Source organism: Mesorhizobium sp. WSM4832, from assembly GCF_055811115.1.
The window spans coordinates 302216-325686 of the sequence record NZ_JBVVQH010000003.1; the positions used below are offsets into that span (position 1 = coordinate 302216).

Sequence of the window (23471 nt, forward strand, 5' to 3'; positions counted from 1 at the left end):
CGAGGACAAGGCGGGCAAAAACGACTGCCACGGCGACACAGGCATCGGCCGTGACCGTTCGGCATTACTGCCAGGGCATCGGCGATTGCCATCTGCTTACGTTCAAGAAGGCCGATGGAAAGCCTTTCCGCGTGCTGATCGACTGCGGTATCCATGTGTCGATCGCCGGCGGCCCGGCGCTGGTCGCCGACATCGTCGCCGACCTCAAGAAAGAGACCGGCGGCAAGATCGACATTCTTGTCGTCACCCACGAACACTGGGACCATGTCTCCGGGTTTCTGACGGCAAAGGACCTTTTCAAGGACTTTGCCGTCGCCGATGTCTGGATGGCATGGACCGAGAATCCCGCCGACGCCGAGGCCGTGGAACTGGACAAGTTCAAGGGCCAGGCGCTCGCGGCGCTGCAAGGCGTGGGTCAAAAACTCGACGGCATGCAGCAGCTCAGCTCTTACATGGCCGGCGTCCGCGACGGTCTGCAATCGGTGCTCGGCTTCCAGTTCGGCGCCGCCGGCGAGCGGGTGCGCTCGGCCCGCGACGCGGCGGCCAGGCTTTCGCAAAAACCGTCACCGACCTATTTCGAGCCCGGCGGGCCGCCGGTGTCGATCGATGCATTGCCCAACTTGCGGATCTATGTGCTCGGCCCGCCGCGCGACAAGGCGGCGCTTCGGCTGGAGGAAAAGGCGAGCGAGATGTTCCCGCTGGCCAGCGGCGGTCCGTTCGCGCGGGCGCTGACGAGCGGCCTCAGGATGAACGAGGCAGCCGACGCCGGTTATGTCGACGAGCTCAGCCCGTTCGAAAGCAATGTCGGCACGCCGCTTTCCGCGGCGCTGAACGGCGACAAGGGCAGCGACCCGGCCATCGATATCGGAGCCTATGTCCGCAAGCATTATTCCGGGCCGGTTTCGGCCGCGGCCTCGATGGAAGACCGCGACCAGTCCTGGCGGCGCGTCGATGCCGACTGGATGGGGATCGCCGCCGACCTTGCCTTGCGGCTCGACCGCGGCGTCAACAACACCAGCCTGGTGCTTGCCTTCGAGTTCGTCGACTCGGGCCGGGTGCTGCTGTTCCCGGGTGACGCCCAGATCGGCAACTGGCTGAGCTGGAAGGACCTGAAATGGCCGGTGGGGCAGGGCACCGTCACATCGGCCGATCTCCTGGCGCGCACCGTCTATCTCAAGGTCGCCCATCACGGCAGCCAGAACGCCACGCCGCAGAAACAGGGGTTCGATCTGCTGACCAGCGCCGACCTGTCGGCCTTCATCCCCACCAACAAGGTCGACGCGTTGAAAGTGCATTGGGGCGAGATGCCATATGACGGCATCCTGACCGCGCTCGATACAAAGACCAAGGGCCGCGTCATCCGCGCCGATGATGCGTGGCTTGCCGATAAGAAAGGGAAGCCCGCCTTTGCCGCGCCGTCCGGTTCTATCCAGGCGGTGCGCAGTGTGCCGCGTGATGCGGCACGCGGGCCGGGCGGGCTGTGGGTGGAGGTGGACCTGGCCTGAGAGTTCGTCACCGAGCCGATTTGCGAAAAATCGAAAACTGATCTATGGAGCGATCGGCTGAATGAGGGCGGCCACTCAACACATTGCACAAGGTCGCCCCATGCCCGATGCATTCTCCCGCGTCATCGCCTTCCTTGCCGTGGTCATGGCCCTTTTGTTTGCCGGGCTGCATTTCCACCAAGGCCACATCGTTGCCACGCTCTATTTCATGACAGGCGCTGTTCTGGTGACCGCCGTGACGCGCATGAATGTGCGCAGAGGGGTGATTTAGCTCTCGCGTGATCGAGGCTTGGCGGCTTTGGAAGATCGTCGGCAGATCGCCTTGACTTCGAGAGCCTGCCTCCCTTATATCGCGGCTCGCTTGGCCTTCGGGCGACGAGCGGGCGATTAGCTCAGCGGGAGAGCACACCCTTCACACGGGTGGGGTCGCAGGTTCAATCCCTGCATCGCCCACCATCCAACCTGCTGAAAAGGTTGGATGATCTCACGAGTTCCACCAAATTTTGTTTAGTGCTTGCAAGCCTAGCGCGCCGCCGCGATCAGCCGTTCCGCCAGTGCCGGCGTCAGCGTGTCGAAATGCGAGATCACCAGGGTTGGTTCGAATTCGCGCACATGGCGGTCGGTGTAGCCGAAATCGACCGCGACCACCGGAATGCCGGCTGCCTTGGCGGTGTCGATGTCGGTCTGCGAATCGCCGACCATTAGAGCGTCGTCAGGATCGCCGCCGGCCAGTTTAATCGTCTCGTTGAGATGGCGCGGGTCTGGCTTGCGAAAGGCGAAAGTGTCCTGGCCGCAGATCGCGGCAAAATAGTTCGACATGCCTAGAGCGCCGATCAGCGCCACGGAGTTGGCTTCGTATTTGTTGGTGCAGACCGCCATCAGATAGCCGGCGGCCTGAAAACGGTCGAGCGCGGCAATGACCCCGGGGTAGGGGCGGGACTTGCCGGGAATGTTCAGCGTGTAATGGTCGAGGAACAGTTTCAGCAGCCGGTCGTGCTCCTCGGCCACCAGGGCCTTGTTCTGCGCGGCATGCGCGCGCTCGATCATGACACGGCCGCCATGGCCGACGAAGCGCCTGAAGCCGGCCTCGTCGACAGCGGCCAGATCGTTTGCCGCAAGGCTGTGGTTGAGGCTGTCGAGCAGGTCCGGCGCCGTATCGACCAGCGTTCCGTCGAGGTCGAAGACAATGATCGGGCGGGTCATGGGCGATCCTGCAACAATTGGGTTGCCGCAGCCGATACAGGCTGGCCCGGGTTCAAGCAAGAAGCCTCGATCGGTCCACAGAGCCTTTGATGGGAGCCTTTGACGGGACAGGCAAAAATGCTAAAGCGCGTCGCGTTGAAACGGATCCAAGCGACGCGCTTTAGGTCCTTGTTTTGATGCATGTCGTTCTCCCAAAACCGCTGCGCACTTTTGGGCGACATGCATTAGGAGGCGCGCGAAACCGGCGAAATCGGGGTTCCCCATGGATGCAAGGCAGTTGAAGGTCGAAGCCGCGCGGGCAGCGCTTACCCATGTCGGCAGTGGCATGCGGCTCGGTATCGGCACCGGCACCACGGCGGAAGAATTCGTGCGGCTGCTGGCCGAGAAGGTCGCGACCGGTCTTAAGGTCATCGGCGTGCCGACCTCCGAGCGCACCGCGGCGCTCTGCCGCGAGCTCGGCGTGCCGCTGTCGACGCTCGACGAGACACCCGAGCTCGACCTCACCATCGACGGCGCCGACGAGGTCGATCCGGCCCTGACCCTGATCAAGGGTGGCGGCGGCGCGCTGCTGCGCGAAAAGATCGTCGCGGCGGCATCCGATCGCATGATCGTCATTGCCGACAAGTCCAAGATGGTCGGGACCCTCGGCCGGTTCCCGCTGCCGATCGAGGTCAACAAATTCGGCCTGCGCGCCACAGAGATCGCGATCGCTGCCGCGGTGGCAAAGCTCGGCCTTTCCGGCCCGGTTACATTGAGGATGACGGGAAGCCAGCCATTTGTTACAGACGGCGGCCACTTTATCCTCGATGCATCTTTTGGCCGCATTCCGGATACAAGAGCGCTATCGAATGCTCTCTTCGCCATTCCAGGCGTCGTCGAGCACGGTCTATTCATCGGGCTGGCGTCAACGGCCATCATCGCCGGCGGCGACGGTATCGAAACCGTCCATGCAGCCTGAAACCAGGGAGTTCTACCGACTATGATGTTGCATAAACGAGTTCGCCGCCTTTCGATGCTTCTGGCGGCCTCGGCCGTCCTTGCGCTGTCCTCGCCGGTGTTTGCACAGGATGTCAGCGAATCGCACCTGAAGGCCGCGCGCGCGGCCGTCGCGGCGATCCATGCCACGGACTCGTTCGACAACATCCTGCCGCAGGCGGCCGGCGCGCTCGAGGCGCAGCTCATCCAAAAGAACCCCGATATGCAGGAGCTGATCGGCAAGACCGTGTCCGAGAAGGCGATTGGCCTTGCTTCGCGGCGCGCCGACCTCGAAAAGGAAGCCGCGATGGCCTACGCCAAGGTGTTTTCCGAAAAGGACCTCAACGACATCGCCGCTTTCTACAGCTCGGAGGCCGGCAAGAAGCTGCTGGACAACGGCCCCGCGGTGACGCGTGATCTCGTGAAGGCCGCCGACATCTGGCAGAATGGCGTTGCCCGCGATCTCGCCCAGCAGGTCGGCGAAACGATCGCCGCCGCCGCCAAGGCCGCCGCGCCGGCAGCACCGGCTCCGAACGCCGCCGCGCCGGCGGATGGTTCCGCACCGGCCGACAATTCGGCCCCGGCGGACGATTCGCAGAACTGATCTCCATCAATCGGCCGACGGCCGCTGGACCACAAAGCCCGGGTTTGCCCGGGCTTTTCTTTTGCCGCTTTGCGGCCTACCTGTGACCCGTCTTTCTCATCCTCAGGAGCCCCCTACGATGGCCGGTTATGACTATGATCTGTTCGTCATCGGCGGCGGCTCCGGTGGCGTGAGGGCGGCCCGGGTGGCGGCGGCGCTCGGCAAGCGCGTCGCCATCGCAGAAGAATACCGCTTCGGCGGCACCTGCGTCATCCGCGGTTGCGTGCCGAAGAAGCTCTATGTCTATGCCTCGCAATTTCCCGAGCATTTCGCCGACGCGGCCGGCTATGGCTGGACGGTGCCCGAGGCGAGCTTCGACTGGCCGACGCTGGTCGCCAACAAGGACAAGGAGATCGCGCGGCTCGAAGCGATCTACAAGAGGAACGTCGAGGGCTCAGGCGGCGAGACTTTTCACTCGCGTGCCGTGCTGGTCGATCGGCATTCCATCTATCTGGTTGCCGAAGACCGCACCGTCAGTGCCGACCAGATCCTGATCGCGACCGGCGGCCGGCCGGCGCCGCATCCCGCGCTGAGCGGCCATGAATATTGCATCTTCTCCAACGAGGCTTTCGATCTCAAGGAACTGCCGAAAGCGATCGTGATCGAAGGCGGCGGCTACATCGCCGTCGAGTTCGCCAACATCTTCCATGGCCTGGGCGTCGAGACCACGCTGGTTTATCGCGGCCAGGAGATCCTCAGCCGCTTCGACATTGATCTGCGCCGCTCTCTGCACGAAACGATGGAGAAGAAGGGGATCAGGATTCTCTGCCATGCGGTTTCGGAATCTGTGCGCAAGACAGCAGAGGGCAGACTGGACGTGCAGCTCAACACCGGACAGACACTGACGGCCGACCAAGTGATGCTGGCGATCGGTCGCATCCCCAACACGGAAAATATGGGACTCGAAGGCGTCGGCATCGAACTCGGCAAGACGGGCGCGATCGTGGTCGATCAATATTCGCGCACCAACATCGATAATATCTGGGCGATCGGCGACGTCACCCATCGCGTCCAGCTGACGCCGGTCGCGATCCATGAGGCGATATGCTTCATCGAAACTGCCTTCAAGGACAATCCCACGGCGCCGGATCACGACACCATTCCGACGGCGGTGTTCTCGCAGCCGGAGATCGGCACCGTCGGCCTGTCGGAGGACGACGCGATCAAGCGCTATCCGGATGTCGAGATCTATCGCGCATCCTTCCGTCCAATGCGGCACACGCTGTCGGGCCGCGACGAGAAGATGCTGATAAAACTGGTGGTCGACGGCGCCAGCCGAAAGGTAATCGGCGCCCATGTCCTCGGGCCTGACGCCGGCGAGATGGCGCAGCTTCTCGGTATCCCGCTGAAGGCGGGACTGACCAAGGACGATTTCGACCGCACCATGGCCGTGCACCCGACGGCGGCCGAGGAACTGGTGACCATGTACAAGCCGACTTATCGCGTGAAGAACGGCGAACGCGTCTAAAGCGCGTCGCGCTGAAACGGATTCAGGTGACGCGCTTTTAAGTCTTTGTTTTGATGCATGTCGTTGTCCCAGAACCGCTGCACACTTCTGGTCGACATGCATTAGGCCGTGGACCGGACACCGTCGCCGCAAGGCCGGCGACGGTGTCCAAGGTTAAAGCAGCGTGCCGCGCAGGATCACCAGCGCCACCGAAAAATAGATGACCAGCCCGGTCACATCGACCAGGGTGGCGACAAACGGCGCCGAGGCGCTCGCCGGGTCAAAGCCAACGCGCTTCAGGGCGAAAGGCAGCATCGATCCAGACAGCGAGCCGAAGGTGACGATGCCGACCAGCGCCGCTCCCACCGTTGCCGCGATCAGCATCCAGTGCGGGCCGTAGTCGTAAAAGCGGAAATACTGCCAGAGCGCGATACGGTATATGCCGACGACACCGAGGATCGAGCCCAGCACCAGGCCGGTCGGCAGCTCGCGCAGCGCCACCCGCCACCAGTCGCGCAGGCCGATCTCGCGCAGTGCCAGCGCGCGGATGACCAGCGAGGTCGCCTGCGAGCCGGAATTGCCGCCGGAGCTCATAATCAGCGGGATGAACAGCGTCAGCACGATCGCCTTCTCCAGCTCGCTTTCGTAGCTCTGCATGGCGTTGGCCGTCAGCATTTCGCTGAGGAACAGCGCGCAGAGCCAGCCGGCTCGTTTCTGGATCATGGCGAGGAAGCTCATCTTCATATAGGGCTCGTCGAGCGCCTCCATGCCGCCGAAACGATGCACGTCCTCGGTCGTCTCCTCGATCATCGTGTCGATGATGTCATCGATGGTGACGATGCCGAGGATCTTGCCGTGGTCCACCACGGGCAGGGCGAGCAGATCGTATTTGGAGATGGTCTGCGCCAGGTTCTCGCGATCGGTGAGCGGCGTAACCGTCACCGGCGTGCGATCGGGCGCCACCGACAGGATCGAATCTTCCGAATTGCCGGTGATCAGCCGGCGCAATCCGGTGGCGCGCAGCAGGAGCTGGGTCTCCGGATCGACGATGTAGATGGCGTAGACGGTTTCGCGTGTGCGCTCGACCTTGCGGATGTAGTCGAGCGTGCGCCCGACGGTCCAGTCCGAGGGCACGCTGACGAATTCCGTCGTCATGATCGACGCGGCGCTGCCCTCCGGATATCCCAGGATGGAAAGCAGTGTCGCGCGCAGCGGCGGGGCCAGCGCGCCGAGCAGCTCCGAGCGGGCCGGTTCATCCAGCTCGCGCAGAATGTCGGCCGCGCGGTCTACCGACATGGCGGTCAAAAGCTTGCTCGCCTTCGGACGCGGCAGGGCTTCCGCCAGCTCAGGCGCTGCTTCGAGTTCAGGCTGGTCGAAAAGCTCGACCAGCCGCTCGAACGGCACGGCGCAGAGCAGCTCGATGGCCGTCTCGCGGGGCTCGCGGTTGAGGGCCTCGACGACGTCGGCGACGTGATCGTTGGCAAGAACACGGGCGACGGCGACCGCCTCGTCGTCCAATACGGGTGCGAATTCGTTCATGGCTCACTCCTTGCCGTCCGGCAGGACGTGAGCCTTCAGATCACGTCAGGGCGGACGGCGGTTGCGTTCGACTGTGACTGTCGCCAGGCATGGCGGGTGACCTTTCTGCTCGCCGGGTTCGAGTTTTGAATTCTGCGAGCGGGCGCAACATAGGCGCGCATTTTTGCGAGTCAATCGCGAAGAGAGCTGAAAACAAATGCGGGAAGGCCGGATCGCGAGACTGTGATCGAGGGCAGCCTGAGCTGAGCCAGCGCGGCCGGTCAAAGGCTTGATATGACTGCTATTTCTGCTTCAGCCGGCGGAAGCGCAGCCATTTGTCCTCGACCGGCCTCTGAGGCTGGGCGAGAATGGTGGTGAGCTCGCGCGGCAGGCTGGGGGCGAGCGGCTTCTTGGTGGCGACGCCGTCGGCGATCGCGACCACGCTATGGTAGAATTCCTCGCCGGAAAGCGAGCGCGGCGGCACCGCCTCGTGCATGACGCTGATCACGGTGACGTTCGGACAATTGTCCTTGATCGCCTGGTGGAAAGCTATCTTGCCCTCCGGATCGAGCGCGCCGGTCGCCTCGTCGAGGAAGAGCAGTCCCGGCTGCTGCAGGATGATGCGCGCGACCACCAGCTTCTGCTTCTGGCCACCGGAAAGCACCTGGTCCCAGACCTTGCCTTCGCGGCTCTCGTCGCCCAAGTGTTCGATGAAGTCGCCGAGGCCGGCCTTGTGCAACGCGGCAGCGACTTGCGTGTCGGTGTGATCGCTCTCGGAACCCGGCAGGCAAACGAGCTGCTTCAGCGACACCTGCTGCAGCTTGACCTCCTGGGCGGCATAGAAATTCGTCACACCCTCGGGGAATACGATGGTGCCACGGCCATAAGGCCACAGGCCGTTGATCGCCTTGATCAGCGAGGTCTTGCCGCAGCCGGACTCGCCCTTGAGGAAGGTCCATTCGCCACGGCGGAAGCGCAGGTTCGCGGCGCTGAGGAAGGGCGTCGCGTCCTCGCCCTGGTGCGCCAGTTCCAGCTTCTGAATGGTCAGGCCGAATACCGGGTTCTGCGTGGCATAGGCGAAGTCGGAGCGGCCGGTCTGCTGATAGAATTCCCGCGGGTGCTGGACGTTCTCGATGGCGTCGGCGAGTTCGGTCACGCGCTGGCTGTTGGCTCTGAGCGTCGCGATCGCCGGCATCACATGTATGAACCACGAGCAATGGCTGATCAACTGGGCGACCATCTCGGAGCCGGTGATGTAGCCTTTGTAGTCGAGGCGGTTGTGGATGAACGACACGAGGCCCGGTGCGTAGGCGACAATACGGGCGCCGACGAAATTGTAGATCAGCTCGAACGACGCGTAGCTGGTGTTGACGACATTGAGCCGCCCCCATGTTTTGTCGATATCGACATAGAGCCGGTCATGCATCGACTTTTGCACGCCCTCGCCATGCGACGCGGCGACGTGGAAGCTGCGGCGCAGGAATGTCGTCAGTTCGCTGCGGTAGCTGCCCTCGGCCTGCTGCATGCGGACATTGAGCCGCTCCAGCAGGCGCCCGAGCTTGACCGCGATCCAGGTGTTCAGCGGCACGTAGACGGCGACGGCAAGGAAAGCCAGCACCGCGGTGCCGTAGCTGCCAAGGAATTCCAGGCCCTTGACCTCGACCGAGGACCCAATCAGGTTTTCGCCGATGAAATAGAGCGAAGTCGCCACGCCAAGGACACCCATGGCGAGCCCGATGGCGCCGCCGGTCATGTCCTTGATCGATTCCTGGATGCGCTGGTCGATGTTGTCCGGAGCGACAATGCCGCCCACGGGCGAACCATGCTGGGCATGGAAATGGGTGTGGTTGTCATCGAGCAGGGCTTGGTTGAACTGGCCGTTCAGCCAGCCCCGCCACTTGCGGTGCAGAGTCGTTGAAACGAGATTGCGCACGCCGGTGAAGCCGGCATCTTTGAGCGCCACCAGCAGCACCAATATTCCGGCATTGGTCAGGATGGTCTGCAGCGGGTGAGGGTTTGCGGCATCATGGAGGAAGGCGATCGAATTGCCCAACTCGCCCAACGCCATCGCAAACCAGACGCCAGCCTTGCTGGATAACGCCGTCAGCAGTGCGATGACGATGGTAAGCGTCCAGGCTTCCTTCCACCGGTCGGACAACCAGTAGGCTCGCATCAGCCCCCAGAATGTACGCATCGACGATACCGGTGTCAGAAACGAGGTCTTTGCCTCGTTGGATGTTTGCTCCGGTACTGTACGTCGCGGTCTACCGACCCCAATCACGATCCCGCCCAAACCTTTTTTAGTTTTGTTACATAGAGTAACACCAATTGATCATTTTCCATTAATTTTCTACCGGTGAATGTGAAGAGGGTTACCTGCCGTGGCGCGAGAGCAACAGAAAGCCTGTGCGGAGGGACCGCCGATCGCGCGGATTTCGCCTTTTATTCCAGACCGTTAAACGTGCTTGCGCCAGCCGGCGGAAAGCTTCCCTTGGGGAAGCGGAAAACACGGGTTTGTGAACGGGAAAGACGTGTCGGTCAGCGGAAATGGCTACTGCGCGGTGACCGGAATGCCCGAAAATCTACCGTCCGTGAGCGCTTCAGGCTTGCCCGATTCGTCTTTTCCGGAGGCGCTGAAATGGCCCGAAATCGTCTTGCTGTCGGCGTCGTATTTGTCGATGACGATCTCGCCGCTGCTGAAGCGGACATGGCCGACCATGGCGCCGGAATCGAGAAGGTTGAAGTTGGCGCTGTTCGCGAGGGAGCCGGCCTTGAGCGAATAGCTGCCGAAAAGGTCGTTCGGATCCTTCAGCTCCAGCATCGAATTGAAGGTCCCGGTCGGCGAGCCCTGCTCGGTCCCTGACAAGTTCAAGACCGGCTTGCCGGCCATTTGCATCGTCTGGGCCAAGGTGAAAGACGCCGTCCACGGGTTGCCGTCGAGGGTCGCCGACATGACGGCTTCCTCGGCGGACACGCGTTGCAATGACAATGGGAGCGCCAGGGCGAAAGGCAAAGACAGCAGCAGCAATGCGCAACGCCTGACTGCCATATGCCCTTGCCCTTAAATCAGCCTTGCCAACTCTAGAGCGTTTCACCGTTTCACGGAAACGACGAACCGCTCCATCTCTTTGTTCTGACGCAATTCCGGACGGAAGGTTACAGCGAAGACGCCGAACTTAACCGCTCACACTTTTCCTGGAATTGCTCTAGATCAGCGCTGCGTCGAAGGCGATTCACCAGATCGTGTTTCACCAGCGTGGACAGACCGGATTGGCAGCGCTGCCGCCGAGGGTGAAATTCGCCGGGCGGCCAGGGCGATCGCGAAGTAACTCCGGCTCAGCCTGTGGTTTCCAGCTCGCCGCGCGCCTTGGCCTGGGCGACCTGGCGGATGGCGTCGGCAAGCGTGTCGGCATCCTGCGCGCCCATGACGGCATATTTGCCCTCAAGCAGGAAGCAGGGCACGCCGGTGATGCCCATGCGCGAGGCGGTGGCGATCTCGTTGCGGACGGCGTCGACATCGGCGTCGGTCGGCAGCAGCGTCTCGACCACCGATGCATCCATGCCGGCTTCGCCGGCGGCTTTCGCCAGCACGGCATGGTCACCGAGATTGGCGCCTTCCTCGAAATTCAACTGGAACAGGCGGCGGACCAGCCGGTTCTGGACGTCTTCACCCGCGGCGCCGGCCCAGCGGATGACGCGATGGGCGTCCAGCGTGTTGGCGGCGATCTTGATGGCGGAGAACGCAAAATGGATTCCCTCGGCTTCGCCGAGCGGTTCGATGCGCGCGTGGATCTGTTGGATGCGTTCCTCGCTGCCGAACTTGCCGAGCATGTATTGGCGGCGATCCATGCCGCCCGGCGGGATGGTCGGATCGAGCTGGAATGGCCGCCAACGGACCTGGACTTCGACGCCGGTTGCGGCGATGGCCTTGTCCAGCCGCTTCTGGCCGATGAAACACCAGGGGCAGACGACGTCGGACACCACATCGATGGTGATGGAGTTCTCGGCGCTCATGCTCGTCTCCTGTCTGGTCCCGATCGGGTTGGGCTCTCAATCAAAGAGAGCATGATGTCGTCCGAAAACCGCTCACACTTTTCGGCATCATGCTCTGGCGTCAGTTGGGCTTTCGCCACCATGCCGGCAGCTGATAGCCGAATATGGGGGTCTTTTGCGGATGTTCCAGATAACTCCAGTAAGCGAGCCATTGCTGGGTGTTGTATTGCATCGGCACGATGTAGTTGCCTGAGATCAGCAACCGGTCGAGAACACGGACGGCAGCGACGTAGTCGTCCTTGGCGCGCGCATTCAGCATCGCGTCGATCGCCGCGTCGACCGCCGGATCGGCGACGCCGGCCAGGTTGAACGAACCTTCATGCCTGGCCGCGGCAGATCCCCAGCGCCCAACCTGCTCGCTGCCTGGCGACAGCGAATTGTTGAAGCCGCTTGTGCCGATCAGGACCTCGAAGTCGAACCGCTGCTTGCGCGACTGGATCTGGTCGCCGTCGAGACTGCGGATGGTGACATCGATGCCGAGCTTCTCCAGTGTGCGTTGATAGAGGGCCGCAAGCCGCTCCTCGTCCTGCGATGACGTCATGATCTCGAAGCCGAAAAGATTGCCCTGGGGATCAAGCATCCGGCCGCCTTCCACGTGATAGCCGGCACCTCTCAGGAGCTCGAAAGCTGCTCGCAGCACCTTGCGATCCTGACCCGAACCGTCGGTCACGGGCGGGCGCCAGGTGCCGTCCATCACATCCGGCGGCACGCGGCCTGGATAGGGGGCCAGCAGCGCCTTTTCGCGATCGTCAGCCGGATGGCCGAGCGCGGACAACTCGGAATTTTGCCAATAGCTGGCGGTGCGGTTGAACTTGCCGGCGAACAGGTTCTTGTTCGCCCACTCGAAGTCGTAGAGCATGCCTAGCGCGCGCCGCACGATTGGGTTGGAAAACTTCGGCAGCCTGGTGTTGAACAAGAAGCCGGTCACCACCGGCGGAATGCCGGTGTCGAAGTATTCCTGCTTCACGTCACCCTTGCGAAAGGCCGGAAAGTCGACATCGCGGTCGCGCTTGACCGGATCGGCCTCGTCATCGAGGGCGCAGATGCCCTTCTTGAACGCTTCCGTCCTGGCGTTGGCGTTGAGAAAATACTCGATGGTGATCCGGTCGAAATTATCGAAGCCGCGCTTCGACGGGACGTCCTTGCCCCAATAGTCCGGGTTACGCTTGAAGACGATGCGCTGCCCGGGCTGCACCTTGTCCACGGTGTAGGGGCCGCTGCCGATCAGCGGCTTCAGCGTGGTCTTGTCGAAAGTGTCCTTGTCGAATGCGTGCTTGGGGACGATCGGCGTCAGCGCCACGATCAGCGGGAATTCTCGATTGGCCTTGTCGTTGAAGGTAAATTTCACGCTGTGGTCGCCGGTCTTCTCCAGCTTGGCGATCATGCTCATGCGATCGCTGTAGGGCGGGCGGCCCTTGTCCTTGAAAACGTCATAGGTGAACAGCACGTCCTCCGGCGTCACCGGCTGGCCGTCCGACCATTTGGCTTTGGGATTGAGATGGAACTCGATGCTCTTGCGCTCCGGATCCATGTCGGCGCTGTCGGCAAGCAGTCCGTAAAGGCTGAAGGGCTCGTTATAATTGCGCTGCATCAGCGGCTCGAAGACCAGATTGCCGTAAACAGTATCGATCATGCCGCGCGCCGTGGTGCGCAGGCTTTTCAGGATGAACGGGTTGAGGTTGTCGAAGGAGCCGACGACGCAATAGGTGACGTTTCCGCCTTTCGGCGCGTCCGGATTGACGTAGTCGAAATGCTGGTAATCGGGCGGCAGCGCCGGCTCGCCTTGCATGGCTATGCCGTGCTTCGGCTCCGACTGTGCCGGAAGGAGCGTAAAGGCCAGAAACGAGGTCGCGGCGATCAGCCGAACGAGAATGCGGTCCATGACCGTCTCCTTGCCGGGCGGTTTTGTGATTCGCCACGCACCCTAGAGCATTTCGTTACCCGATTGAATCGGCGCGCCGATGGGAATCGGGTTCTGCCGCTCCATCGGCCAATCGATGCTCGCCCGTGGGGCACGAAACCACGAGAAATCGCGGAAACCGGGCTGGATTCGACGCCGCTGGCAGTGTAACACGCGCTCCGAAGTCATCCTGTTGCCTCATTTGGGCAACAGGTAGCTGTACCACGGCACGAAGAAGCCGGTCCCCGGGATCATTTGAGAGGAAGTGCACCATATGACGATCAACGCGTACCGCCTTTCGGTGCTGGCCGCAGGCGTGGTCGGCGTTCTGGGCGCCGGGCTTTTCACCGCCTCGGCTCAACAGCAGCCGCAGATCCCACAGGGCTGGTTCAAGGCCTGCACCAAGCAGGAAGACGTCGACATCTGCAATGTGCAGAACATCGTCACCGCGGGCAACGGCCAGCTCGTCACCGGCGTCAGCCTGATCGAACTCAAGGGCAAGGTGAACCGCAAGGTCTTCCAGGTCACGGTTCCGACCGGCCGCCTCGTTCCTCCGGGCATCGCCCTGCAGATCGATACCGGCAAGGCGCAGAAGCTCGACTATGTGATCTGCTTCCCCGACCGCTGCGTGGCGGAAGTGCCGCTGAGCGACCAGCTCGTCGCCTCCTTCAAGAAGGGGCAGGGGATCACGCTCACGTCGATCAACTTCCAGAACCAGCCGAACCCGATCAAGATCGCGCTCACCGGCTTCAGCGGCGCCTATGATGGCCCGCCGCTCCAGCAGTCGGACATCGAGGACCGGCAGAAGAAGCTGCAGGACTTCGTTGCCAAGAACAACCAGGACTTCGCCAAGAAGCTCAAGGATGAGCAGGACAAGGCCAAGACCGCGAACTGATTGACGAGCGTTTCTCGGAAAAAAAGCGGGGCAATTCGCCCCGCTTTTTTTGTTGTCGCCACTGTATGGCGAAGTTGCCGAGCCTCCGCGCTTCAATGCTTCGAGTGGCGTTTCGGCTCGTAGCGGCCGTCCGGCAGCTTGTCGAACATCTCGCCGATCTGCGGATGCCGCACCGGCTCGCCCGACCGATCCTCGAGCAGGTTCTGCTCGGACACATAGGCGACGTATTCGGTGTCCGAATTCTCCGCCAGAAGATGATAGAAAGGCTGATCCCTGCGCGGGCGAACGTCGGCGGGAATAGCTTCGTACCATTCCTCGGTGTTGGCGAACTCGGGATCGACGTCGAAGATCACGCCGCGGAACGGAAATAGCCGATGGCGAACCACTTGCCCAATCGAGAACTTGGCCGTTTTCATCGCACTCACCATCGGGCTCCTTGCTCGACGCAAAACGCCCCTAACATCTTGAAATTACGCGCTGCGCTGCCAAAAATCGACCCCGACTTTCGGCTGTTGCCTATTTGGCGCAGACGCGGCGTCAAATCAATGCCGCAGCCCTATGCTGCTAGCTACGGGTGGCTGGGCGTAAGGTTTCGTCGCGGCGCAGTTTTCCTGGAGTTGCTCAAAATTAACGTCCGGGCTGTTTGCGCAGGCCGCCGGCAATCGCGCGAAAACCGCTGCCGGGCCGTAGTCCCTCGCGCATGAAGAAGGCGCGCAGCGGCGCGAAGCCGCCCAGCGCGGTGAGGCCGGCGCTACGCGCTAGCTGGGCCGGCAGCATGTCGGACAGCAGCGACATGTTAAGCAGGTTCACCGCTCCGCTGCGTGCCCATATGTCGGGCCGGCGCCTGATGTCATAGGCGGCGAGAGCCCTGCGCGACCCTGGATCGTCGCGGTTTTCGCCGGCGATTCCAATCAGATCGTCGATGTCCCTGATGCCAAGGTTGAGGCCTTGGGCGCCGATTGGCGGAAACACATGCGCCGCCTCGCCGACAAGCGCGACGCGATTTTGCGCAAAGCGGCCGGGCGAGGCCGACGACAAAGGATAGACTTGGCGGCCCGGCTCGACCGAGACCCGGCCAAGCATCGATTGCATCTGCTCCTCGATACGCGCCGACAGAGTTGCGTCGTCGAGTGACGCAAGCTCTTTTGCCGTCTCAGGCTTGACCACCCAGACAAGGCTCGAGCGCCTGCCGGGCAGCGGCACCTGCGTGAACGGTCCTGTTTCGGTGTGGAACTCGGTCGAAACGAAACCGTGCTCGCTGCGGTGGCCGAAATTGAGGACAAGCGCCGATTGCAGATAGGGCCGGGCGGAGGCGCGAATGCCGGCGGCCTCCCGTGCCGGAGACAGGCGTCCGTCGGCGGCGACTGCCAGACACGCCGAGATTTCGCTGCCATCGGTCAGCCGGGCATGGGCCTGGTCGGCGTCAAGGCGCCATGACTCGACGATCGATTTCAGCCATTGAATGCCGCCATGAGATGAAACGGCCTGGGCGAGGATAGGGATAAGAACCTTATTCGGCAGATTGAGCCCGAACTGTTCCTCGCCGATCTCGCTGGCGCGAAAGGTCACGGTTGGACTGCGGATCAGCCGCCGGGTAGCGTCGACGATGCGCATCACCTTGAGCGCCGCGGCCTGTGGTGTCAGTTCGCCAAGAACGCCCAGCCGGTCGAGAACTTTCAGCGCCGGATTCATGAGAGCCGTGGTACGGCCGTCGGCACCGTTGGCTTCCGGGCCGACCAGCGTCACGTCAAAGCCGGCCTCGGCGAAGCCGAGCGCAGCGATCAGGCCGGCGGGACCACTGCCGGCAACCAGAATGCGGGCTTTGTCGTTGTGTTCCACACCAGGCTTCCACAATGGGAGGCGACCCGTCGGGCCTTTATCTGGATATAGGTCAGATCAGCCGGCTTGATCAACGCGGCGATTCAGCCCATTCGATTGCCATGAGCGGCCAGGAGCACGATTTCAGCCATCTCGACCGCGCCGGCCGCGCGACGGCGGGCGTGGCGCGCAGCCCGCGTCTCGCCGTCATGCTCACGATCTGTATTGCCGTCGCCCTTGCGTGGTTCCTTCTCGGCGCGATGGCGATCCGCGGGGCTGAAAGCAGCCTTGTCGGGGCACCCGGCGACGTGCTGCTCAAAAATCTGCCGAGCCCGCCTTTGCCGGATTTTCTGGACCGGTTCTTCGCTCTCTGCCTTGCGCCGGCACCGCTTTCCGACCCGGCCGGCCTGCAGGCGCCGGCGCTTGTGGTGATGTGGTTTCTGATGGCCGTGGCGACGATGCTGCCTTCGGCGGCGCCGTTGATCCGCACCTATTGCGAAATCGCCGACACGGCGAAGATCAAAGGCGAGCCGGCCGTTCACCCGCTGGTGCTTGTCGGCGGGTACCTCACCACATGGCTTGGCGCATCGGCGGCTTTCACCGTGTTGACGCTTGCGATCTACGCCTTTGCCAATTCCGGACAGATGCTCGATCCCGCCGTTGGCCTTGCCGGCGCCGCCGCGCTGCTCGTCGCCGGCCTCTATCAATTCAGCGGCCTGAAACAGGCATGCCTGGAAAAATGCCGCAACCCGTTCTCAATCCTGTTCGCCAACTGGAGCGCGAAGCCGGGCCGCATCTTCCGTTTGGGGCTGGAGCAGGGCGCCTGGTGTCTCGGTTGCTGCTGGGCGCTGATGCTGGTGATGTTTGCCGTCGGCGCGATGAACGTCTTCTGGATGGCTCTGATCGGCCTGTTCACCCTGATCGAAAAACAGACCACCGGCTGGGTGGCCAGCCGGGTTGCCGGTGCGATACTCTTGTGTGGGCGGCTGCCCTGCTATTAGTTTCGGCGTAAGGGGGAGAATTCGATGACCGACCAAAGCTGGGCAATGAAAGGAGATCTGGTACTCTCCTGCAATTGCACGGTTTTCTGTCCCTGCGTGCTATCGCTCGGCAGCCATCCGCCGACGGAGGGCTACTGCCAGACCTGGGCGGGCTTCCGCATCGATGCCGGCCATTTCGGCGAGGTCGACCTTTCAGGCCTCAATCTCGGCCTGATCATGGAAATCCCGGGCTATATGAGCCGCGGCAACTGGACGGCCGGCCTGTTCATCGACAAGCGCGCCTCGGTCTATGCGGCGAAGGCGCTGACCAAAATCTTCACCGGCAAGGCCGGTGGCACCACCTCGCTGCTGTCGATCCTCGTCGGAAAATTCCTCGGCGTCGAGCAGGTGCCGATCACCTACGAGACGCGTGACAAGACACGCGTCTTCCAGATACCGCGGATCATCGACGGCGCGGTGACGCCAATCCCCGGCAAGGACCGGGAAAAGGACACGGTGATCACCAATTCCGAATATTGGATCGCGCCAGAAATCATCGTGGCGAAGTCCGACAAGAGCAAGATGCGCGCCTTCGGCCGCAACTGGAATTTCGCTGGCCGCTCGGCCGAAATCTGCAAGCTGGACTGGCGCGGACCGTGAGCAAGAACACAACGCCCGGGAAGACGGCCAGGAAAGCGGCCAAGAAAATCGCAGAGCGGATTCCGCGACCGAAGAAGAAAGTGACATGGCCGCAGGCGCGCGCGTTCTCGGTGCATCTGCTGACTGCGTCCGGTTCGTTCCTCGCCTTCCTGTCGCTGGTGGCGGCAAGCGAAGAACGCTGGACTTCGATGTTCTGGTGGCTCGGACTGGCGCTCTTCGTCGACGGCATCGACGGCCCGATCGCGAGAAAGCTCGAGGTCAAGGAGATCCTGCCGACATGGTCGGGCGAGTTGCTCGACAACATCATCGACTACGTCACTTACGTCCTTATCCCGGCCTTCGCGCTCTATCAGCGCGGCTTCATGGGCGAGAGGCTGTCGTTCCTGTCGGCTGCCATCATCGTGGTGTCGAGCGCGATCTATTATGCAGATACCGGCATGAAGACGAAGGAGAACTTCTTCAAGGGATTCCCGGTCGTCTGGAACATGGTGGTGTTCACGCTCTTTGTCATCGAGCCGGGGCAATGGGTGTCTTTCGCCGTGGTGGTTGTTGCCGGCATTTTGACCTTCCTGCCGATCAATTTCATTCATCCGGTGCGTGTCGTGAGGTTGAGGCCGCTCAATCTCGGCATGACGCTCTTGTGGTGCGCCTTCGGCGCGCTGGCGCTGGCGCAGGCGGCGCTTGCCGCCTTCTATGACAAGATCGGCGTGCTCGGCGAGCAGGTCAGCGACTTCACCAAGATCGGCATCACGATCACCGGCCTCTATCTCGCCAGCATCGGGGGAGTCATGCAGATGTTTCCCAATCTGGGCGCCAAGAAGTCCTGACCCTGGATCAGGATAATTTTTGATTGCATCGTCATCCTGACCTAGCTGTCTACCGGAGCCATGATCTTTCCGAAAATCGGTCCTGCCTTTTCGGGATCATGCTCCGGATCCTGTCCGTACCCTTCAGAGAGTTGAGCGATGTCCAAGGCAATCCGCATTCACGCCCATGGCGGCCCTGAGGTCCTGACTTACGAGGACGCCGATCCCGGCCGTCCCGGAGAAGGCCAGATCCTGATCCGGCACACCGCGATCGGCCTCAATTTCATCGACGTCTACCACCGTTCGGGGCTTTATCCGCCACCCGGCGGTTTTCCGCTGATCCCAGGCGGCGAGGCGGCGGGCGTCGTCCTTGCGCTCGGCACTGGCGTCGACTGGCTGAAGCCCGGCGACCGCATCGCCTATGCCGTCAATGTCGGCGCCTATTGCGAGCAACGGGTGATCGCTGCCGACCGTGTGGTCAAAGTGCCGGACGGCATCAGCGACGAGCAGGCGGCGGCGATGATGCTGAAGGGCATGACGGCCGAATATCTCTTGCGCCGTACCTTCCCGGTGAAGGCCGGCGACACGATCCTCTACCACGCCGCCGCCGGCGGCGTCGGGCTGATCCTCGGCCAATGGGCAAAGCATCTCGGTGCGACCGTGATCGGCACCGCGAGTTCCGCCGACAAGGTCGAACTCGCCAGGGCGCATGGCTTCGATCACGTCATCAACTACAAGGAGCAGGATTTCGTCGCTGGCGTTGCGGCGCTTACCGGCGGGAAAAAATGCGATGTCGTCTACGATTCCGTCGGCGCCGACACCTTTCCGGCATCGCTCGACTGCTTGCGGCCGCTCGGCATGTTCGTCAGCTTCGGCCAGTCATCAGGGCCGATCCCGCCTTTCTCGATGTCGCTGCTGGCACAAAAGGGCTCGCTCTACACGACCCGGCCGACGCTCTTCGTCTACAACGCAAGGCGCGAGGATCTGATGAAGTCGGCTGAAGCTCTTTTCGACGTGGTCGAGAGCGGCGCCGTCGAGATCAAGATCAACCAGCGCTATGCGCTGAAGGACGCGGGCAAGGCGCAAGCGGATCTCGAAGCCCGCAAGACGACGGGAACGACCATCCTCATTCCGTAGGGTATGATGTTGCCCGAAAACCGCTTTACAGGTTTCGGCATCATGCCCTGGCCGGCTGCCTTGTTTTTCAGCGACTTGCCGTGCCCGGAGGCACGGCTTGCCTGAAAACCGCCCCGGATTTGCCAGCATTCTCAACAGGCTTATCTTAGCCCTTGAGTTTCCGCTGAAATTCTTGAAGCTCTTTCAAGTTGGGTGCTGCTTTCCGATGGGAGCCGGCCGCGCATACCATGCTTTCGGGAACACAGAACATGTCCGGGCAACTGGATGGGAGGCACCGTGAGTGCAAATCATGACAGGGCGAACCTGCTCGAGGTTCGTGGTCTTACCAAGATTTTTGGCACGCTGACGGCGTGCGATCACATCGATCTCAATATCGCAAAAGGCGAAATCCATGCGCTGCTCGGCGAGAACGGCGCCGGTAAATCGACGCTGGTCAAGATGCTGTTCGGATCGCTCGAGCCGAACTCGGGCGAGATCTTCTGGGACGGCAAACCGGTCACGATCACCAGCCCGGGCGTCGCCAAGAAGCTTGGCATCGGGATGGTGTTTCAGCATTTCTCGCTGTTCGAGGCGCTGACGGCGGCAGAGAACATCGCGCTTTCGCTCAATGACGGTTCGCCGATCAGCACGATTGCCGCGAAGGCGAGGGCGCTTTCCTTCAGCTACGGCCTGCCGCTCGATCCGGATTCTCTGGTCGGCGACCTCTCCGTCGGCGAACGCCAGCGCATCGAGATCATCCGCTGCCTGTTGCAGACCCCGCAACTGATCATCCTCGACGAGCCGACCTCGGTGCTGACGCCGCAGGAAGCCGACAAGCTGTTCGAAACGCTGGAAAGGCTGCGCGCGGAAGGCAAATCGATCCTCTACATTTCGCACCGTCTGGAAGAGGTCAAACGCATCTGCGACCGCGCCACGGTGCTGCGCCACGGCAAGGTTGTCGGCCACTGCAATCCGCGCCAGGAGACCGCCGCATCGCTGGCCCGCATGATGGTCGGCAGCGAGGTGAAGGCGGTCGTGCGCGCGCCGGCGGAAGGCATCGAGACCGCACCGGCACTGCTGGAGATCCGCGGCCTTACCCGCAAGCCGGCAACGCCCTTCGCCATCCCGCTCAAGAACATCAACCTCACCGTTCGCGCCGGCGAGGTGATCGGCATCGCCGGCGTCGCCGGCAACGGCCAGGGCGAGTTCTTCGAATCCGTCTCCGGCGAAGTGCTGCAGCAGGATGCCGGTTCCGTGCGCATTCGCGGCAAGGACGCCGGAGGCCTGTCGATCACCAGCCGCCGGCTGATGGGAGCCGCCTTCGTGCCGGAAGAGCGCCTCGGCCATGGCGCTGCGCCGCGCATGAAGCTTTCGGAGAACCTGCTGCTTTCCCGCCACGCCACCGACGGCAACGCTTTCGTCGGCTCGGGCGGCATGGTCAAGAACGGCGCCGTCTACAGCGCCGCCCAGCGCATCATCACCGCCATGGATGTGCGCAAGAGCGCGTCGGATCCTGAGGCGGCCGCGCTATCGGGCGGCAATCTGCAGAAATTCATCGTCGGCCGCGAGCTCGACCGCAAGCCGAGCGTCATGATCGTCAACCAGCCGACCTGGGGCGTCGACGCCGGTGCGGCCGCACACATCCGCCAGGCGTTGATCGAGCTTGCCCGCAGCGGCTCCGCGGTTTTGGTCATCAGCCAGGACCTCGACGAATTGTTCGAACTGTCGGACGCGATCGCCGTCATGCACAACGGAGAACTGTCGACGCCGCTGCCGATCGCCGAGGCGACTTTCGAGAAGATCGGCCTGTTGATGGGCGGCGCCGAGCCCGGCCACGCCGAACACAGCCTGGAGGTGGCATGATGCGCATCGAACTGGTCAAACGTCCGCAGCGCTCGGTGCTGTTCTCGGTGCTGTCACCCTTCATCGCCTTCGCGCTGACGATCATTGCCGGCGCCATCATGTTCGCCTTGCTCGGCGTCAATCCGCTCAATGCCTTCGAGATCTATTTCGTCGAGCCGATCAGCCAGGTCTGGCAGCTGCACGAGCTGGCGATCAAGGCGGCGCCGCTGATCCTGATCGCGGTCGGCCTGTCGGTCTGCTACAGGGCCAACATCTGGAACATCGGTGCCGAAGGCCAGTTCATTTTCGGCGCTATCTTCGGCTCGATCATCCCGGTGCTGTTTCCCGGGTTCGAAGGCCCGCTGGTGCTGCCGCTGATGCTCCTGTTCGGCATGGTCGGCGGGGCTCTCTATGCGTCTATCCCGGCGCTGCTCAAGACGCGCTTCGGCACCAATGAAATCCTGACCAGCCTAATGCTGGTCTATGTCGCGCAGCTCTTCCTCGACTGGATGGTGCGCGGCCCGTGGCGCGACCCGCAAAGCCACGGCTTCCCGCAGACCATCCAGTTCGGCGATTCGGCCGTGCTGCCGGAACTGATGCCCGATGCCGGCCGCGCCAACTGGGGTTTCGTCTTCGCCCTGGTTGCCGCCGTGCTGGTCTGGCTGATGATGGGCCGCATGCTGAAAGGGTTTGAGGTGCGTGTGATGGGTTCCAGCCCAAGGGCAGGGCGCTTTGCCGGCTTCGGCTTCAATCGGATGGTGTTCTTCACCTTCCTTCTGTCCGGGGCGCTGGCTGGCCTGGCGGGCATCTCGGAAGTCTCCGGCGCCATCGGCCAGCTGCAGCCGGTGATCTCGCCCGGCTATGGCTTCACCGCCATCATCGTCGCCTTCCTCGGCAGGCTCAACCCGCTGGGGATCGTGGCCGCGGGGCTGGTGCTGGCGCTGACCTATCTCGGCGGCGAGGCGGTGCAGAGCGCGCTCGGCATCTCCGACAAGGTGGCGCGCGTCTTCCAGGGCATGCTTTTGTTCTTCGTGCTCGGCTGCGACACGCTCATCCAATACCGCATCCGCCTGATCGGCATGGCGCTGACGAAGCCGACTGACGCGGCGAAACTCGAAGCAGCGCCGAAGCTCGAGGAGGCCCGCTGATGGACATCACCGTCAACATCCTTTTGACCATCGCGACCGCCGCGACGCCGCTTCTGATCGCGGCGATCGGCGAACTGGTGGTCGAGCGCTCCGGCGTGCTCAATCTGGGCGTCGAGGGCATGATGATCATGGGCGCCGTCGGCGGCTTCGGCGCCGGCTACCTCACCGGATCGCCCTGGATCGGCCTGCTTGCGGCGATCATCGTCGGCGCGCTGTTCTCGCTGCTGTTCGCCGTCATGACGCTGTCGCTTGCGACCAACCAGGTGGCGACCGGCCTGTCGCTGACGCTGCTTGGGCTTGGTCTGTCCGGCATGATGGGAACGAGCTTCGTCGGCCAACCCGGCGAGAGACTGCCGAATCTCTATATTCCGGTCCTCACGGACATTCCCGTGATCGGCAGGCTCATCTTCGGCCAGGATCCGGTCTTCTACATCTCGATCGCGCTGACCGCGGCGGTCATGTGGTTCCTGTTCAAGACGCGCACAGGGCTCACGCTTCGCTCGATCGGCGACAGCCACACGTCCGCGCACGCGCTCGGCATCAAGGTCATCCGCTACCGCTATCTCTCCGTGATCTTCGGCGGCGCCTGCGCCGGCCTTGCCGGCGGGCACCTGTCGCTGGTCTACACGCCGCAATGGGTGGAGAATATGAGCGCGGGCCGCGGCTGGATCGCGCTGGCGCTGGTGGTGTTCGCTTCGTGGCGCCCGTGGCGGGTGCTGGCGGGCGCCTACATCTTCGGCGCAGTGTGGATCGGCCAGCTTCATGCACAGGCTTTTGGCATTCCCGTGCCTTCGCAGTTTCTTTCTTCGCTGCCCTATCTGGCAACCATCGTGGTTCTCGTTCTAATCTCGCGCAACAAGCGGCTGACGATGATGAACACGCCGGCTTCGTTGGGGCAGCCATTCGTTCCGGATCGTTGACGACAACAAAAAGACGGGAAGCTCCAAGGCTTAACTCAGAGA

21 protein-coding genes and 1 tRNA gene are annotated in these 23471 nt (G+C 62.6%); 14 read left to right on the plus strand and 8 right to left on the minus strand.

Annotation, left to right across the window (positions count from 1 at the left end; translation table 11 throughout):
* The first annotated feature begins 50 nt into the window (after positions 1–50).
* The 3 genes from AC0L2L_RS06705 to AC0L2L_RS06715 all read left to right on the plus strand — a co-directional run bounded on the left by AC0L2L_RS06705 (position 51) and on the right by AC0L2L_RS06715 (position 1961).
* Positions 51–1505 carry an MBL fold metallo-hydrolase gene (locus AC0L2L_RS06705; RefSeq protein ID WP_473577013.1) on the plus strand — a complete coding sequence of 485 codons (1455 nt, stop codon included), beginning with the start codon at positions 51–53 and terminating at the stop codon, positions 1503–1505.
* A gap of 100 nt (positions 1506–1605) precedes the next feature.
* On the plus strand, positions 1606–1776 hold the full coding sequence (locus AC0L2L_RS06710; protein WP_473577014.1) for a hypothetical protein: 171 nt from the start codon (positions 1606–1608) through the stop codon (positions 1774–1776).
* Between the two features lie 110 nt (positions 1777–1886).
* Positions 1887–1961, plus strand: a tRNA-Val gene (locus AC0L2L_RS06715).
* A gap of 66 nt (positions 1962–2027) precedes the next feature.
* Here the strand turns inward: AC0L2L_RS06715 and AC0L2L_RS06720 are convergent.
* Positions 2028–2708 carry a phosphoglycolate phosphatase gene (locus tag AC0L2L_RS06720; protein ID WP_473577016.1) on the minus strand — a complete coding sequence of 227 codons (681 nt, stop codon included), beginning with the start codon at positions 2706–2708 and terminating at the stop codon, positions 2028–2030.
* Positions 2709–2970: 262 nt separating this feature from the next.
* Here AC0L2L_RS06720 and rpiA point away from each other — a divergent pair, with 262 nt between their 5' ends.
* The 3 genes from rpiA (at position 2971) to gor (ending at position 5794) form a co-directional block, all read left to right on the plus strand.
* Entirely contained in the window at positions 2971–3666 is a 696-nt protein-coding gene (gene rpiA, locus AC0L2L_RS06725) for a ribose-5-phosphate isomerase RpiA (protein ID WP_473577018.1), read from the plus strand.
* Between the two features lie 21 nt (positions 3667–3687).
* The gene (locus AC0L2L_RS06730) at positions 3688–4287 is read left to right on the plus strand and encodes a DUF2059 domain-containing protein (RefSeq protein WP_473577019.1); all 600 of its coding nucleotides are present in this window, start codon (positions 3688–3690) and stop codon (positions 4285–4287) included.
* A 118-nt stretch (positions 4288–4405) separates the two neighbouring features.
* Positions 4406–5794, plus strand: coding sequence for a glutathione-disulfide reductase (gor, locus tag AC0L2L_RS06735; RefSeq protein WP_473577020.1), 1389 nt, complete (start codon positions 4406–4408; stop codon positions 5792–5794).
* Between the two features lie 153 nt (positions 5795–5947).
* On the opposite strand, the gene mgtE is transcribed toward gor, so the two are convergent.
* From mgtE to AC0L2L_RS06760, 5 genes are all read right to left on the minus strand, one after another.
* A complete protein-coding gene (mgtE, locus tag AC0L2L_RS06740; protein ID WP_473577022.1) occupies positions 5948–7312 on the minus strand; it encodes a magnesium transporter in 1365 nt (454 codons plus the stop codon).
* 280 nt (positions 7313–7592) lie between these two features.
* Positions 7593–9485 carry an ABC transporter ATP-binding protein/permease gene (locus tag AC0L2L_RS06745; RefSeq protein ID WP_473577024.1) on the minus strand — a complete coding sequence of 631 codons (1893 nt, stop codon included), beginning with the start codon at positions 9483–9485 and terminating at the stop codon, positions 7593–7595.
* A 357-nt stretch (positions 9486–9842) separates the two neighbouring features.
* Positions 9843–10244 carry a DUF6252 domain-containing protein gene (locus tag AC0L2L_RS06750; protein WP_473577025.1) on the minus strand — a complete coding sequence of 134 codons (402 nt, stop codon included), beginning with the start codon at positions 10242–10244 and terminating at the stop codon, positions 9843–9845.
* A 383-nt stretch (positions 10245–10627) separates the two neighbouring features.
* Complete coding sequence (locus AC0L2L_RS06755) at positions 10628–11305, minus strand: DsbA family oxidoreductase (protein ID WP_473577027.1); 678 nt, start codon at positions 11303–11305, stop codon at positions 10628–10630.
* A gap of 100 nt (positions 11306–11405) precedes the next feature.
* The gene (locus AC0L2L_RS06760) at positions 11406–13226 is read right to left on the minus strand and encodes an extracellular solute-binding protein (protein ID WP_473577028.1); all 1821 of its coding nucleotides are present in this window, start codon (positions 13224–13226) and stop codon (positions 11406–11408) included.
* A 292-nt stretch (positions 13227–13518) separates the two neighbouring features.
* Between AC0L2L_RS06760 and AC0L2L_RS06765 the strand changes: the two genes are divergently transcribed.
* Positions 13519–14139: an invasion associated locus B family protein gene (locus AC0L2L_RS06765; RefSeq protein WP_473577030.1), complete on the plus strand. Its 621-nt coding sequence runs from the start codon at positions 13519–13521 to the stop codon at positions 14137–14139.
* Between the two features lie 92 nt (positions 14140–14231).
* Here AC0L2L_RS06765 and hspQ read toward each other — a convergent pair whose 3' ends face one another.
* Positions 14232–14555, minus strand: coding sequence for a heat shock protein HspQ (gene hspQ / locus AC0L2L_RS06770; protein ID WP_027169387.1), 324 nt, complete (start codon positions 14553–14555; stop codon positions 14232–14234).
* Between the two features lie 211 nt (positions 14556–14766).
* Complete coding sequence (locus AC0L2L_RS06775) at positions 14767–15978, minus strand: UbiH/UbiF family hydroxylase (RefSeq protein ID WP_473577031.1); 1212 nt, start codon at positions 15976–15978, stop codon at positions 14767–14769.
* Between the two features lie 14 nt (positions 15979–15992).
* On the opposite strand from AC0L2L_RS06775, the gene AC0L2L_RS06780 reads away from it, so the two are divergent.
* The 7 genes from AC0L2L_RS06780 to AC0L2L_RS06810 all read left to right on the plus strand — a co-directional run bounded on the left by AC0L2L_RS06780 (position 15993) and on the right by AC0L2L_RS06810 (position 23429).
* Positions 15993–16958 carry a DUF2182 domain-containing protein gene (locus AC0L2L_RS06780; protein ID WP_473577032.1) on the plus strand — a complete coding sequence of 322 codons (966 nt, stop codon included), beginning with the start codon at positions 15993–15995 and terminating at the stop codon, positions 16956–16958.
* A gap of 24 nt (positions 16959–16982) precedes the next feature.
* Positions 16983–17597 (plus strand): DUF1326 domain-containing protein, encoded by a 615-nt coding sequence (locus AC0L2L_RS06785; RefSeq protein ID WP_473577034.1) that lies wholly within the window; start codon positions 16983–16985, stop codon positions 17595–17597.
* A 59-nt stretch (positions 17598–17656) separates the two neighbouring features.
* On the plus strand, positions 17657–18424 hold the full coding sequence (gene pcsA, locus AC0L2L_RS06790) for a phosphatidylcholine synthase (RefSeq protein WP_473577114.1): 768 nt from the start codon (positions 17657–17659) through the stop codon (positions 18422–18424).
* Between the two features lie 138 nt (positions 18425–18562).
* Positions 18563–19540: a quinone oxidoreductase family protein gene (locus AC0L2L_RS06795; protein WP_473577036.1), complete on the plus strand. Its 978-nt coding sequence runs from the start codon at positions 18563–18565 to the stop codon at positions 19538–19540.
* Positions 19541–19804: 264 nt separating this feature from the next.
* On the plus strand, positions 19805–21382 hold the full coding sequence (locus AC0L2L_RS06800) for an ABC transporter ATP-binding protein (protein ID WP_473577038.1): 1578 nt from the start codon (positions 19805–19807) through the stop codon (positions 21380–21382).
* Complete coding sequence (locus AC0L2L_RS06805) at positions 21379–22509, plus strand: ABC transporter permease (RefSeq protein WP_473577039.1); 1131 nt, start codon at positions 21379–21381, stop codon at positions 22507–22509. Before AC0L2L_RS06800 ends, AC0L2L_RS06805 begins: the two co-directional genes overlap by 4 nt.
* Complete coding sequence (locus AC0L2L_RS06810; protein WP_473577040.1) at positions 22509–23429, plus strand: ABC transporter permease; 921 nt, start codon at positions 22509–22511, stop codon at positions 23427–23429. The genes AC0L2L_RS06805 and AC0L2L_RS06810 overlap by 1 nt, the downstream gene beginning before the upstream one ends.
* The last annotated feature ends 42 nt before the right edge of the window (positions 23430–23471 follow it).

What these genes read in the sequence shown, in the direction of transcription:
- mgtE (WP_473577022.1), bottom strand. Translation starts at nt 7,312, where the DNA reads ATGAACGAATTCGCACCCGTATTGGACGACGAGGCGGTCGCCGTCGCC.
- AC0L2L_RS06795 (WP_473577036.1), top strand. Translation starts at nt 18,563, where the DNA reads ATGTCCAAGGCAATCCGCATTCACGCCCATGGCGGCCCTGAGGTCCTG.
- AC0L2L_RS06745 (WP_473577024.1), bottom strand. Translation starts at nt 9,485, where the DNA reads ATGCGTACATTCTGGGGGCTGATGCGAGCCTACTGGTTGTCCGACCGG.
- AC0L2L_RS06755 (WP_473577027.1), bottom strand. Translation starts at nt 11,305, where the DNA reads ATGAGCGCCGAGAACTCCATCACCATCGATGTGGTGTCCGACGTCGTC.
- AC0L2L_RS06780 (WP_473577032.1), top strand. Translation starts at nt 15,993, where the DNA reads ATGGGAGGCGACCCGTCGGGCCTTTATCTGGATATAGGTCAGATCAGC.
- AC0L2L_RS06760 (WP_473577028.1), bottom strand. Translation starts at nt 13,226, where the DNA reads ATGGACCGCATTCTCGTTCGGCTGATCGCCGCGACCTCGTTTCTGGCC.
- AC0L2L_RS06785 (WP_473577034.1), top strand. Translation starts at nt 16,983, where the DNA reads ATGACCGACCAAAGCTGGGCAATGAAAGGAGATCTGGTACTCTCCTGC.
- AC0L2L_RS06710 (WP_473577014.1), top strand. Translation starts at nt 1,606, where the DNA reads ATGCCCGATGCATTCTCCCGCGTCATCGCCTTCCTTGCCGTGGTCATG.
- AC0L2L_RS06810 (WP_473577040.1), top strand. Translation starts at nt 22,509, where the DNA reads ATGGACATCACCGTCAACATCCTTTTGACCATCGCGACCGCCGCGACG.
- AC0L2L_RS06765 (WP_473577030.1), top strand. Translation starts at nt 13,519, where the DNA reads ATGACGATCAACGCGTACCGCCTTTCGGTGCTGGCCGCAGGCGTGGTC.
- AC0L2L_RS06805 (WP_473577039.1), top strand. Translation starts at nt 21,379, where the DNA reads ATGATGCGCATCGAACTGGTCAAACGTCCGCAGCGCTCGGTGCTGTTC.
- AC0L2L_RS06720 (WP_473577016.1), bottom strand. Translation starts at nt 2,708, where the DNA reads ATGACCCGCCCGATCATTGTCTTCGACCTCGACGGAACGCTGGTCGAT.
- gor (WP_473577020.1), top strand. Translation starts at nt 4,406, where the DNA reads ATGGCCGGTTATGACTATGATCTGTTCGTCATCGGCGGCGGCTCCGGT.
- AC0L2L_RS06730 (WP_473577019.1), top strand. Translation starts at nt 3,688, where the DNA reads ATGATGTTGCATAAACGAGTTCGCCGCCTTTCGATGCTTCTGGCGGCC.
- AC0L2L_RS06750 (WP_473577025.1), bottom strand. Translation starts at nt 10,244, where the DNA reads ATGTCGGCGACCCTCGACGGCAACCCGTGGACGGCGTCTTTCACCTTG.
- rpiA (WP_473577018.1), top strand. Translation starts at nt 2,971, where the DNA reads ATGGATGCAAGGCAGTTGAAGGTCGAAGCCGCGCGGGCAGCGCTTACC.
- hspQ (WP_027169387.1), bottom strand. Translation starts at nt 14,555, where the DNA reads ATGAAAACGGCCAAGTTCTCGATTGGGCAAGTGGTTCGCCATCGGCTA.
- AC0L2L_RS06800 (WP_473577038.1), top strand. Translation starts at nt 19,805, where the DNA reads ATGGGAGGCACCGTGAGTGCAAATCATGACAGGGCGAACCTGCTCGAG.